We start from the raw sequence: 13255 nt of genomic DNA, 5'->3' as shown, positions 1-13255 counted from the left end.
ATCCGTAGTTCTTAGTACGGCCCGGACACGCAGGTAAAGCCCAACTGGTAGGCAGTCACCATGACGCATCGCTTGCTGGAAATCCCCGCAAGGCGGCGATCAACCTTCCCTTTTGCCTTGCTCGTGCCACATCGGTTAGAAACGAGATGACTGCCGGTGTGAGTCGCGCAAACGCTCAGCAATCGGCGCCAAGCATGTCATCATCATCCTGAACGCCAAAATGGGCTGAAGAACCGTGCCATCTATCCGCTTTCCGCTCTTCGCCTACCGCTATGCGTTTTTGGCCTGCATGGTGTTGGCCCTTGGGCTGCTGTCGTCCGGGTTCGCCCAGGCGCAGACCTCCTCCGGCCTTGGCCCTTATGACGGGCCGAACATCACCATCGATGTCGGATCGATGCGGGTGCTCTCCTCCAACCGGGCGTTCGATGCTTGGTATCCGGCATCCACGACCAAACTGATGACAGCCTATGTGGTGTTTGAGGCTGTCCGCCAGGGTCGGGTGACCATGCAATCGCCGGTGACCATTTCCGCCAACGCGGCCGCCCAGCCGCCCTCCAAGGCCGGCCTTGCCGTCGGGCAGGTGCTAACGGTGGAAAATGCGCTGCGTGTGCTGATGGTGAAAAGCGCCAACGATATCGCCGTTGCTCTGGCTGAAAGCGTCGCCGGGTCTGAGCCGGCCTTTATCGACCAGATGAACAGTGCCGCCCGCGCGCTTGGCATGAGCCGCTCGACCTTCACCAACCCGCATGGTCTGCCCGATCGCGGCCAGGTGACGACGGCCTATGATCTGGCGCTGCTGACGCTCGCTTTGATGCGCGATTATCCCGAGCGCAACGACTTTTACTCCATGGGCGCGGTCCGTCTGGGCGAGGCCCGCTGGGTCAATCACAATCTGCTCTTGCAGCGCTATCGCGGTGCCTTCGGCTTCAAGACTGGCTACATTTGCGACAGCGGGTTCAACCTGGTGGCCGGCGCCCGACGCGGCGGTCGTACATTGATCACCGTCACGCTTGGCGCCCGTTCGGGCCTGGAACGCGCAGCGGCCTCGGCCCATCAGCTCGATGAAGGATTCCGGCGCGGCGGCGGTCTGTTTGGCGATGTTGCCGGCACGCCGCTCGCTGAGTTCCGCCCCAGCGGATCGTTCCAAACCACCGCCACCCGCATGCGCCCGATTGTCTGCCAAAGCCCACGGGTTCGCCCAACCTTTGAAGAGATCGCAGGTCAGTTCGGCACCTCCGGTCCAGGCTTCAATCCGACATCTGTCGCCAGCGCTTTTTCCGGCGATGCCAGCGCTGTGGTTTTGCCCAATTCCGGCGCCGCCAGTGGCGAGAACGACGGGGCAAACGAGATCGACGTTCTCGATACGCTGCTTGGTCCGGTGATCCGCGAACCGCAGCCGATCCGCCTAGCCTTAGGCGGCGCGACCGGCCCTGCCGTCGCTCCAGCGGGGCGCTGGCTCGTACCCAATCCGATCGCCCGTCCCCCGTCGGGTCAACTTGCCCTGGTACCGGCCGCCGCACCAGCAGCGGCGACCTCAACGGCGCTTCCTGGTCAAATCGCACCGGCCACCGGTGGCCCGGCCGTGCAGCTGACGCCACCAGCGGCGACCGCCAACCCTGGTGCGATTTTGGGCACGGTGGGCCAAGCCGTGCCGATCCCTGTGCCCTCCCCGTTGCCGCGTCCAAACTAAGCCGCACCCCATGGACCCCAAACTTCCGGACCGCATGCCGGTGCTCGTCGTCTCGGGCTTTCTGGGCGCCGGCAAGACGACCTTTCTCAACCAGTTGCTGAATTCAGACGCGCTGGCTGACTCGATGGTCATCGTCAACGAGTTCGGCGATGCCGGCCTCGACGGCCTGTTTCTTGAGGCCGAGAGTGAGGCGCAAGGCTCTGGTCTGATGATCGAGGAGCTGACCTCAGGCTGCCTCTGCTGCACTTTGCAGGGCCCGCTGGTCACGACGCTGGAGGACCTGCTGCGCGCCCGCGACAATGGCCGCATCAAGCCCTTCAAACAGCTGATCATCGAGACCACCGGCCTCGCCGACCCGGCCCCGATCCTCGGTGCCTTTGCCAAACACCCCTATCTGTCGCTGCGCTATCTGGTGGGCGGCATCATCACCGTGGTGGACGCCGCGCAGGAGCCGGAGCAGATGGACGCGACGCCCGAAGCAACGGCACAGATTGCGGTGGCCGATGTATTGGCGATCTCCAAGACCGATTTGGTTGACGACAAGACCCGTCAGACGCTTGACGCCGCGCTTAGCGCCCGCAACCCGCATGCCAAGCGCCGCGCCACCACCGAGCTGGCAGCTGACACCGCATGGCTGGAACGCCTTTTGGCCCAAGCGAGCCCCATCACGCCAAGCCCCATCCTGCCGGCAACCGACAACCCGCACAGCCATCATCACGACCATGATCACCAGCACGCTTATTCGGTTGTCCTTGAAACCGACGCACCCTTGGAAAGCCGCGTACTGACCATGTTCATGGACCTGCTCGCCATGAACCTGCCAGGTGACCTACTGCGCGTGAAAGGCATTGCCTGGGTGCAAGGCGAGGCAAAATCAGAGCCCTGGGCTGTGCACGCTGCTGGGCCGCTCCAGCATCCCGCCCGCCCGATCACCGGACCGATTGTCAAAAAGCTTCAACGCGGCGCGACACAGATCGTGGTGATCACCCGGACTGACCAGACGCAGCGGATCAAGGAGCTTTTCGCTGCCTGCCTGAAGCAGAACCGCGCGCCCGTTACCCCCGCCTGATCCAGAACGTCGCGCGCTCGCCGTTGACCTGCTGACCAACAACGTCATGGCCTTCTTCGCGCGCCATGTGCGGCAGGTCGAGAATGGCCATCGGATCGGAACTCTCCACCTGAACCACCTTGCCCGGCGCCAGACCAAGCAGCGCCTTGCGCGCACGCAGCACTGGCAGCGGGCATTTCAGCCCGATGCAATCCACCAGCATGGCCACCGGTTCGGTGAACACAGTGTCTTCAACGCCTGAGTCGTCAGTCATGCCGTTTTGTGTCACCGTCTGCCGACAAACGCCACACAAGGATGCCATGATGAATGATCGCGCGCTGGAGCTTTTGGACGCCTGGTGGGAGATCGGCGAAGAGGGTTGGTACAGCCAGTCCGATGAGACCGATGCCATGCTGAAAGAGCGGTTCGGTGACATGGTCGAGGCGGCCCGCGCCGGCAAACTCGATCATTGGCAGGACGCACCGCATACGACGCTCGCCCTTTTGCTGCTACTCGATCAACTGCCGCGCAACATTTTCCGCGGCACGCCAGAAGCTTTTTCATCGGACGCGCAGGCGATGACAGTTGCCGATGCCGCACGCGCAAAAAACTTCGACAAGGCCTATCACGGCGTGGCGCGCGGCTTTTTCTACATGCCCTACATGCATTGCGAAGATTTGGAGGCGCAGAACACCTGCTGCGACATCTTCCGTCAGATCGGCAATCAGAACGGCTACTACTACGCGCTGGTGCATATGGATGCGATCCGCCGCTTTGGCCGTTTCCCGCACCGAAACAAAATCCTCGGGCGCGTCACCACGCCCGAGGAAGAAGTGTATATGAAAACCGGTGGATTTTCGGCTTAGGCCGCCGCTACATCCGACAGGAACTGGTCGACCTTGGCACGCAGCTGTTGCGAACGGTCGCTGACCTCGCTGGAGGCCTGCTGCACCTGCCCGGCCGACTGTGAGGTCTCGTCCACAGCCTGGCTCATGGTGGCCATGGCTTCGGCCACCTGACCGGTGCCCTGCGCGGCTTCGTTGATGTTGCGCGAGATTTCCGATGTGGCCGACCCCTGCTCTTCCACCGCAGCGGCAATCGCGTTGGTGTAAGTCTGCACGTCACGCATGGTCTGCGCGATCGCCTCGATGGCCTGCGCCGAATCCGTGGTCGAACCCTGGATGCCAGAAATCTGGCTGGCGATCTCTTCAGTTGCCTTGGCCGTCTGGTTGGCCAGCGACTTCACTTCGCTTGCCACGACCGCAAAGCCCTTGCCCATCTCACCGGCGCGCGCCGCTTCGATGGTGGCATTGAGCGCCAACAGATTGGTCTGCTCGGCAATGTCCTGAATGAGGGAGACCACGTCGCCGATCTGCTGCGCTGCGGCAGCAAGCTGGGTCACCTTCTCGCTGGAATCGACGGCCGAACGGGTCGCCTGATCGACGATCTCGTTGGTCTGCACAACCTGGCGGGAGATTTCCTCAACCGAAGACGACAGCTCTTCGGTCGCCGCCGCCACGGTCTGCACATTGGCCGAGGCTTCTTCCGACGCGGCGCTGGTGGTCATCACCTGATCGCGTGAGGTATCGGCCACGCCGTTAAGCGCCGTCACCGAACCTTCCATGGACTGGGTGTTTTCCATCACTGCGTCGAGCATGGCCGACGACTCCGCGCGGAAGGCAGCAACCAGCTCGTCCACGCGGGCCTGGCGTTCAAGGCGCGCCGCCTGCTCGGCATCGGATTCTTCGCGCATGCGAATGCGTTCCAAGGCGGAATCACGGAAGCTCACCAGCCCACGAGCCATGGTGCCGATCTCGTCTTTGGCGTCAGCATCGGCGATCTCGACATCGTAGTTCTGCTCAGCGAACTGATCCATGGTTTTGGCTACACGAGTAATCCCACCCGTGATCTGGCCGGCAACACGCAAGCTAAACAGGGTCGTCCCGACAAGAACGGCCAGAACAAGCGCCAGCTCGATATAGAGAAGGTTCATGGCCGATGAGGATTCGGCCTGCGCTAGATCTTCCAGCTCATGGATCGCAGCCACTTCAACTTCACGCAACGCGTCGATACGCGCAGTGCTGGCCGCAAACCATTCCGGACCGGAAACGGACGAAATGTCGCCGCCGAACGGGCTGGATTGCGCAACCAGGCGATAGGCTTCGACGGGGCCGGTGACAGCGTCGGACATTTCAGCATCAAACCGAGCAACAATAGAGTCGGAGCCCAAGCGCCGGAAAATGGCGAGGTCTGTTTGCTGCGTGCCCTGAAGGGTCAGCATCCGGGCATACACAGTCTCAGTGAAGGTTCCTGATCCGAAGCCGGCCGCCCCCATGGCCCGCTCCAAACCGGCTGCTTCCTTGGCTTCAACCAGCGCAATGTAGGATTCCACTCGTTCGGCCATCATCCCGCTATGGGCGAAATCTTCGATGCCTTCCAGCGCCACAATCAGGTGGTGGATCGTCGATGTGTAGACACCCGCCATGTCGGCGACAGTGGCGCGTCCAGCATCAATCTCTGCCCGCATCTCCAAAATGCGGTCCTCGTCCTGAAGGATCGTGGCAACATCGTCGGCAAACGCTTCCGCGATAACCGGCGACATGTTGGCGAGCATCGCCTCGACCTCACCATAGGCCGCATCCGACGCCACGCGTTGCTGCGGCAAACGGTCGGCGAAGTTCGCACCAGAAGAAGCGATAAAGCCTGCACTTTGACCGCGTTCCCGCTGCAGCTCATGCACAACGGTGCCAAGAATCTCTGCCTTGTGCAGCAGACGGTTCATATCCTGCGACGCCGAGGCTTCGGTCCAGGTTGAATAGAGCGTGAAGGTGGACAGCGCGGCAAGCGCCACCAAAGGTAGAGTGCAGCATAATAAGATGCGCTGCTTGATAGACAAAGACGACAAAGACATTACAACCCCCAGTACAATCTTAGATACCCATCGCCTACGCAAATTGACGAAGAGTTAAATCGCCTAGCTTAACGCTCTGCTCACCATCGCCGCGAACGCGCCCTTAAGCGCTGGTGCGGTAGGAAAGCCCCTAAACCACAAGGGATTTCAGCGGCGTGAACCTGTTTTCGGACCTTTCGGCAAAACTGCCGGGCCATTTGAGCGAAAAAATCGCGCCCATTAGCGCGAAACTGGATCTGGCCTTCTCAGACGACGGGCCGCGCTCCAAGGCAGCGCGGGCCGCGCTACTCACCTTTGCGGTGCGCGTCTTCAATGCCGGCCTGGCCTACATTTCCCAGATCATCCTCGCCCGCCTGATGGGGCAATATGAGTATGGCGTGTTCGCCATCATCTGGGTTTGGGTCATGGTACTGGCGACCTTCTGTGCGCTCGGCTACCCAACCGGCCTTTTGCGTTTCCTGCCGGAACTTCACAAAACCGGTCGCTACCGTGAGTTGCGGATGGTGATGATCCGCGGCAGCCTGGTGAATGTCGGCTTCGCCAGCCTGCTCGGCGCCACAGGCATCGCGATCGTGCTCTTGATGCCGGGTCTTTTCGAACAGGCGTTCGTCTGGCCGCTGATCTTTGCAGCCATCTGCGTGCCGATGCTCACCCTGCTCGACAATCAGGACGCCATTGCGCAAGCCTTCGATTGGCCGGACCTCGTCAACATTCCAAGTTTTGTGGCGCGCCCAACCTTTGTGCTTGTGCTGTTCGTGCTGTTCGTTCTGGTCGGCATCGAGGCCAACGCCGCGACCGCGATGCTCGCCAGCCTCGTCGGCGTCTGGTTGGTGATCGTGGGACAGTTCTTCGTGCTGCGCCACAGGCTCACCAAACTGCTGGGCGCCACCGCCGACGATGCGCCCGACAGCGAAGGCGGCACGATCTCGCCCTATGTGCGCGCCGCCCTGCCCATGTTGGCGGTGGAAGGTATCTTCTACCTCATCATCAACACCGACATCATGGTCGCCGGCCTGTTCGTTGCGCCGGAAGAGGTCGCGGTCTATTACGCCGCCGCCAAGACCCTAGCCCTTGTGCACTTCGTCTACTTCGCGATCCGCGTCGCGACCGCCCACAAGATCGCCGAGTACCACGCGCTCGGCAATGACGCCGCGCTGCGCTCGACCTTGCGCGATGCGATCCGTTGGACCTTTTGGCCCTCCTTGGGCTTGGCGCTGGCGCTTTTGGTCTTTGGCGGCTTTATCCTTGGCCTGTTTGGCGAAGGCTACGCTGAAGAGGGCATGCTGTTCCTTGCCATCCTGCTGGCAGGCGTGGTGATCCGCGCCTCCATCGGCCCGGCCGAAGCGATCCTCACCATGGCCAACGCGCAAAAGCTGGCCGCCTGGCTTTATGCCGGCGTGTTCGTGGTCAATCTGGCGCTCAACTTCGCGCTTATCCCACTATTTGGGCTGGTCGGCGCCGCCGTCGCGACGGCCCTTTCCATGGTCGTTGAAACCCTGCTCCTGGTGATTGCCGTGCGTCGCACGCTCGGCATCGTCTCGTTCATCGGCGTCGTCGGTCGACTGAAGGGGCCTGCCGAACCGCTACCGGCACCGGGCCCAGCCGAATGAGCGTGGCGATGGCCAGCGCGGGAAAGCCTGATCTGCCCCATGGCTATGACTGGCTGGCGGCCAACGCGGTCGAGCGCAACCTATTCTTCGAACCGGCGATGATCGAGCCGGCCTTGCGCCACCTGGCATCGGATGGCGTTGAGCTTTGCGTTGCAACCGACCCGGAATTCGCTATTCCCCGCGCCGCCATGCCGGTTGTTCGCGCCCGTGGACGCTACGGACCGGTTCCAACGCCGTCACCACTTATGGTTTGGCATCACCCCTACTCCATGGTTGGCACGCCGCTGATCTCGCCCGAAGAGCCGGAAAAGGCGCTGGACGCCCTTTTCGCCAAAGCCGCCCGCCGTCAGGACGGCCCGCCAGTTCTGTTGATGCAAATGGTGCTGGCCGATGGGCCGGCCTGGCCGCTGATACAAAGCGTCGTCGAAAAGAGCTGCCGCCGCCTGCATGTTCTGGAGTCCACGCCGCGCGCAGGCCTTCGTCTGGACGCGGAGGCCACGCACGCCGCCACGCTGCGCACGATCCTGGGAGGCAAACGCCTGCAATCGGTCAAGGCCAGCCGCCGCAAACTGAAGACTGAAGGCGAGCTGGTGCACCGCATTGCCACGTCCGGCGAAGACCTGCGCGACGCGCTCTCCCGGTTCCTCGCCCTTGAGGCGAGCGGCTGGAAAGGCCGCATGGGCACTGCACTATCCTCGCGCGGCCACGACAGCTACGCGCGATCCGTCGCGGAAAACCTCTCCAACGATGGGCGCGTTCGCATCGATCTCAGCTGCCTGGAAGGCGCCAACGGGCCGGATCGGCCGCTGGGCGGTGCCCTATCAATCAAGGCCGGAACGCAAGATGCGCCGATCTGGATGCCTTGGAAGGTCGCCTATGACGAGCAGTTCGTTCGCGCCGGGCCTGGCGTGCTCACCCTGGCTAATCTGACCGAAAGCCTGCTCGGCGATTGTCAAAAGGCGGACCAGCCCCTTCTCATCGACAGCCTAGCGTCGCCGGACAGCCAACTGGCGCCAAAACTGTGGCGCGACCACTTGACGCTGGTGGACGTGGTGATTGATCTAAAACCCGGCGGCAGCGGCGCCTTCGGGCCCATTTTGCTGGCAGAAAAGGCGCGCAAGTCCGCCTTTGTGGCGGGCAAAGCGGCGCGCGGCGCCATCAAACGCGCCGCCAAACAAGCGCAGGCCGCGCTTAAGCGCTGATCATGTCGATCAATCCTGGTGCTTGAGCATCCGGCGGATGATCTTACCGGTGGTCGTCGTCGGCAGCGTGTCCACAAAGCGGATGTCGCGTGGATATTCATGAGCAGCAAGATTGGCTCGTACATGCGCGCGCAATTCATCGGCCATCGCTTCGCCTGGTTCATGGACATCGCGCAGCACCACAAAGGCCCGCACGATCTCTGTGCGCAGATCATCGGGAACCCCGACAACGGCAGCCATTGCTACGGCAGGATGACCGGTCAGACAGTCTTCGATCTCGCCAGGGCCAATGCGATGGCCCGAGGAGGTGATCACATCATCGTCCCGGCCCATAAACCAGATGAACCCGTCGACATCGCGCATCGCCATGTCGCCGGTCATCAGCAGGGTGCCGAGCGTGGTGGAGGTGAGATATTTGCGTTCGGTTGCTTGCTCGGCTTTCCAGTACCCAAGAAACATCACCGGGTCCGGCGAACGCACGGCGATCTCACCCAACTCGCCGGGCTCGGCCTCGGTGCCATCTTCGCGCACCACAAACACTTTATGACCTGGCACCGCCTTGCCGGTGGCGCCGGCGCGGGTCGCGCCATAGGTCGCTGAGGACCCAATGATGAGATTGCATTCGGTCTGGCCATAAGCCTCGCTGATCGCAAACCCGAAAGCCCGCTCAGCCCATTCATAGGTCGCGCGACCGAGCGCCTCGCCAGCCGACATCACCGAACGCAGGCCGATACCACGCATGGCCTCATCAGAAACGCTGGCCCGCATCAGCTTCAACGCCGTCGGCGGTAAAAACGCGTGGGTGACCCCGCGATCGGCCATCATCGCCGCGACCCGTGCCGGATCAAACCCTTTGGCATCGGAAAAGGAAACCACCGGTGCGCCAAGTGACAACGCCGGGAAAAGCAGGTTGAGCAATCCGCCGGCCCAGGCCCAATCGGCCGGCGTGTAAAACACATCGTGATCCGACACCGATCCGCCATGGGCAAACAGAAAGCCCGGCATATGTCCGGCGAGTACACGATGGCCATGGAGCGCACCTTTGGCCGGCCCTGTCGTGCCGGAGGTGTAGATCATCAGACAGGGGTCATCGGGGCCGGTGTCGGCCGGTGGCACGGCCGCGCCTTTGTCAGCCAGCAACTGATCATAGGAAAGCGCGCCATCGACCGGTTCCAGCGCGATCGTGTGCGCTAGATCCGGCAAGTTACCATCAATACTGGCAAGGCTTGCAGCGCCAGCCGCCGACACGAGGGCAAACCGCGCGCCACTATCCTGCATGCGGTGCGCTAGTGCCTCGCGACCATAGCGTTCTGACAGCGGCACGCTGATCAATCCGGCGCGCAGGATCGCCGCCTGCACGACAAGCGTCCGTGCGCCCTGCGGCGCGATCACCGCCACGCGATCGCCATTTTGGGCACCGAGAGCCTGCAGCGCGCCACAGAGCCGGGCGGCCTCGTCTGCAAGTTCACCGAATGTCGCCACCTCGCCAGTGACACCATCGATGATCGCCGGTGCGGTTGGGTTGAGGGCTGCCGGCGCATCAAGAATTTGCACGCCCATATTCAGCGCCTCGGGCACGTCCCAGGCAAAGGTCGAGCGCGCTTCGTCATAGGTGGTTGCGGGTGCCAGCATTGCCATCAACCCCGGCCAGCAGGGCCGTCTTCGGGACCGGTGTCATCGGAGGGTGTCCCGTCTTCTTCTGGATCGATCATCCGGCTCGACCGCAGTTCGGCGGCGGTGCTGACCTGCGGCTCGGGCGCTGGGACGGTGCTGACCCCCGTCTGTTTGATCGCTTCATCGCCCGACAATCCACCGGCGCCGAGACCTTCGGGCAGCGTTGCCCCGGCCTTCGATAAGACGTCCAGAATATTGTCCAGATTGCGGATCGTGACATCGGACTGGGCGAACGGAATCTCGATGCCTTCCTCCTGGAAGCGGCGGAAGATTTCAAAGCGCAGATCGGAGCGTACGCCATAACCGTTTCCGACATCGGCCAGGTAAGCGAACAGCATGAAATCGAGCGAACTGGCGCCAAACTCGATGAAGAAGGCCGCCGGTTCGGGGTAGCTCAGCGTCATCGGATGCGCGTTGGCGACTTCCAGCAGGATCTCTTTGACCTTTTGCGGGTCACTGTCATAGCCAACGCCAACCGGCACATCGATGCGGCCCAGCGTGTCGCGGTGCACCCGGTTTTTCACCGTACCAGCGATGAAATCCTGGTTGGGAATAAGCACGGTCGCCCGGTCGAAAGTCTGCAGCTCCGTGGCGCGCACATTGATGCGCTTGACGATCCCCTGTTCCTCGCCGACGACGATCCAGTCGCCCTGCTTAAAGGGCCGCTCGGCAAGCAGGATCAGGCCAGAGACAAAGTTCGAGACAATCGACTGCAGGCCAAAACCAATGCCGACAGACAGCGCACCGGCGACCAGCGCGATATTCTCCAAATTAAGACCGAGCGAGGATAGCCCAATTGAGGCGGCAACGATGACCCCGATATAGCCGATGCCGGTGCGGATCGAGGCTTTCAGGCCGGTGTCGAGCGAGGTGCGCGGCAGATAGCGGTTCTCCAGCCAACCTTGGATGCCGCGCGTGACCACGACACCAATGAAGACCAGCGCCAGCGCAATCAGAACCGAGGTGAGCGAGAAGGAGAATCCACCGATCTCAATGCCGGTGAAAACCCGCCGGAAAATATCGGTGAACTGCCCGGTCTCAACGCCGAACGGTGCGATGATCAGTGACGCCGCCGCCACGATCAAAACCAGCTTGACGATACCTGAAAGCAGGACACCGAACTGACCAAGCCCATTACTCGACAGGCCGATATTGTCGTGCAACCAGGCCGACGTGCGGGTTTCTTCCTGCAGTGTCGCCGATGTCAGCCCTTCCACGAGCGCAGCGGCCAGATGCAGGCCGGCGAGAACAACCGACGACCAAACCAACCGATCAACGATAAAGGCACTGAGCGCCAAAAAGCCGAACAACTGGGCGACGATGACCGCCAACGCAGCGAGCCCGGTGATCGGCAGTGTCCACCGCCAGAGCATGTGGGATATGGGCGGAGTTTCCTTGGCATCACTCGGTGCTAGACCACGCAGAAGCGCGCGCAGCGCAATCAAGATCGACAGCGCGGCGACCAGCGATGGCAGAGCTTCCAGAAGCTGCACCACCACCAACGGTGAGACAAAAACCGCCGCGATGGCGCGAAGCAGTTCGCCGACCAGATAGGCAAAGGCAGCGAGCCGGAAGAACCCTTCAGCCGTGCGCGCATAACCGTTGCCCACCGGCACCAAACGCCAAGCAGGAAGACCTGGAGCGAGGAAGGCCCGCACGATCCCACTGATCAGGAAAAACAAGATGGTGTTGGAGGCGACCGCGTTCAAAACCGCCTTGGCGCGCAGCGATAAACCACCAACGCTTTCCAAGCCGAACAGCAACATCAAAAACCCGATGGCTGGGATCAGCGTGCTGACCAGAACAATGCGCAAGGCGCCCAACGTCTTGTCGAAACTGGTCGGATCGACCGTTTCGGCGCGTGCCGCCTTACGCAGGGCAAACCGGCGAAGCGGAATGGCCAAAATCAGGAGAATCAGAACCAGCACGCCCAGGCCGGCAAAGGAGGCCGGTGTCGCCCGTGCTCTCACGGAGTTCCAGGAGTTCTCCGTCAGTTCGACAAGTCGCTGGGTGAGGCGCGGCATGTCGCCCAGACCATCGGCCCAAAGCTGCGGCGTCAGGATGGACGAGGAGCGCTCGAACAGGCGGCCGGTGAACTCAACCGCGCGTCGCGAGATGACGTCATCGCGCAACGTGTTGGCACGGCCGAGCAGCAGTTCGGCGGGCTGCAATTCGCGCTCCAGCTCGGCAATCCGTTCCTGCTGCGCTTGAATTTCTGGCGTTTCGGCCAGTTCGCCATCGGCGGGCGCAAGGCCCTCCAGAAGAGCGCGCTGTTCAGCAAGGCGCGGGGCAACCTCATCGACCAGAACCTGGATGTCATTGCGCACCGACGTGACCTCGTCACGCAGGGTGGCCAGCGCATCGAGCGTCAGACTGTCGCGCGAGAGCTCCTGGCGCAGTGTGTCGAGTTCTTCAGACCATTCGGCAAGCTGCTGAACCGGTCCCTCAGCGAGAGCCTGGTTCTCAGCATCCGGCCCAATTTCGCCTTGCGCTATGTCGGCAAAGACATCGGGATTGCTGGGCGTTTCAATATCGTTTTGCGCCAGCGCCGGTCCGGCGAGCATCAGCAATGCAGCAATTATGAATGTGCGGATCATAATCGCCATGCTCACGCGCCGGGCTCCGACCAATAGCCGACCTTCGGCAGCACTGGACCATTTGTTGTGGCGTTGGGACGCTTGGCGATCATATCGATCTCGACCAATGCGCCAACCGCAAGGCCGGTGACGCCAACCGTGGTCCTCGCCGGGCGACGGTCGGCTGGGAAATAGGTCTGATAGGTTGCGTTGAACGCCGCATAGTCGCGCTCGAACTGGGTCAGGAAACAGCGGCACTGCATCACGTGCGACAGGTCCAGCATCAGCCCGCGTAGCACGATCTGAAGATTGTTCATCACCGCATGGGTCTGCGCCACGATGCCATCAGGAAGCGGCGCGCCCGGATCATCGGGATCAGTCGGCATCTGGCCGGTGAGGATCACCCAACCATCGGCCTCAACCGCATGAGAAAAAGGGGCCACAGGCTGGGCCGCACCGGCGACCATATGGAACTTCGGATCATCGCTCATGGGCGTGTCTTAGAAGCGTTCGTCATGCGGCGCAACAAACGGCCCAAAGGCTC

At 62.1% G+C, this 13255-nt stretch carries 10 protein-coding genes; 5 read left to right on the top strand and 5 right to left on the bottom strand.

Features of this window, described 5'->3' with window-relative positions; translation table 11 throughout:
• The first annotated feature begins 235 nt into the window (after positions 1-235).
• On the top strand, positions 236-1690 hold the full coding sequence (locus JJ917_13110) for a D-alanyl-D-alanine carboxypeptidase (GenBank protein MBO6699763.1): 1455 nt from the start codon (positions 236-238) through the stop codon (positions 1688-1690).
• A gap of 10 nt (positions 1691-1700) precedes the next feature.
• The gene (locus JJ917_13105) at positions 1701-2759 is read left to right on the top strand and encodes a GTP-binding protein (GenBank protein MBO6699762.1); all 1059 of its coding nucleotides are present in this window, start codon (positions 1701-1703) and stop codon (positions 2757-2759) included.
• Here JJ917_13105 and JJ917_13100 read toward each other — a convergent pair.
• Entirely contained in the window at positions 2746-2961 is a 216-nt protein-coding gene (locus JJ917_13100; protein ID MBO6699761.1) for a sulfurtransferase TusA family protein, read from the bottom strand. The two genes, JJ917_13105 and JJ917_13100, sit on opposite strands and share 14 nt — an antisense overlap.
• A 97-nt stretch (positions 2962-3058) precedes the next feature.
• Here JJ917_13100 and JJ917_13095 point away from each other — a divergent pair, with 97 nt between their 5' ends.
• Positions 3059-3604, top strand: a complete 546-nt coding sequence (locus tag JJ917_13095) for a DUF924 domain-containing protein (protein ID MBO6699760.1) — start codon at positions 3059-3061, stop codon at positions 3602-3604.
• On the opposite strand, the gene JJ917_13090 is transcribed toward JJ917_13095, so the two are convergent.
• Positions 3601-5649 (bottom strand): nitrate- and nitrite sensing domain-containing protein, encoded by a 2049-nt coding sequence (locus JJ917_13090; GenBank protein MBO6699759.1) that lies wholly within the window; start codon positions 5647-5649, stop codon positions 3601-3603. The genes JJ917_13095 and JJ917_13090 overlap by 4 nt on opposite strands.
• Before the next feature lie 155 nt (positions 5650-5804).
• On the opposite strand from JJ917_13090, the gene JJ917_13085 reads away from it, so the two are divergent.
• On the top strand, positions 5805-7259 hold the full coding sequence (locus tag JJ917_13085; protein ID MBO6699758.1) for a lipopolysaccharide biosynthesis protein: 1455 nt from the start codon (positions 5805-5807) through the stop codon (positions 7257-7259).
• Positions 7260-7267: 8 nt separating this feature from the next.
• Positions 7268-8461, top strand: coding sequence for a GNAT family N-acetyltransferase (locus JJ917_13080; protein ID MBO6699757.1), 1194 nt, complete (start codon positions 7268-7270; stop codon positions 8459-8461).
• Between the two features lie 9 nt (positions 8462-8470).
• On the opposite strand, the gene JJ917_13075 is transcribed toward JJ917_13080, so the two are convergent.
• From JJ917_13075 to JJ917_13065, 3 genes are read right to left on the bottom strand one after another with little or no spacing between them, the layout of a single operon-like run.
• Entirely contained in the window at positions 8471-10093 is a 1623-nt protein-coding gene (locus JJ917_13075; GenBank protein MBO6699756.1) for an AMP-binding protein, read from the bottom strand.
• Between the two features lie 5 nt (positions 10094-10098).
• Positions 10099-12747, bottom strand: a complete 2649-nt coding sequence (locus JJ917_13070; protein MBO6699755.1) for a mechanosensitive ion channel family protein — start codon at positions 12745-12747, stop codon at positions 10099-10101.
• A complete protein-coding gene (locus JJ917_13065; GenBank protein ID MBO6699754.1) occupies positions 12744-13178 on the bottom strand; it encodes a RidA family protein in 435 nt (144 codons plus the stop codon). The genes JJ917_13070 and JJ917_13065 overlap by 4 nt, the downstream gene beginning before the upstream one ends.
• Positions 13179-13255 lie beyond the last annotated feature (77 nt).

The sequence above is a fragment of the Hyphomicrobiales bacterium genome (genome assembly GCA_017642935.1).
GTDB lineage: Bacteria > Pseudomonadota > Alphaproteobacteria > Rhizobiales > MH13 > MH13.
The sequence above is the reverse complement of the archived record's forward strand: the minus strand, read 5'-3'. Positions and strand labels throughout refer to the sequence as shown.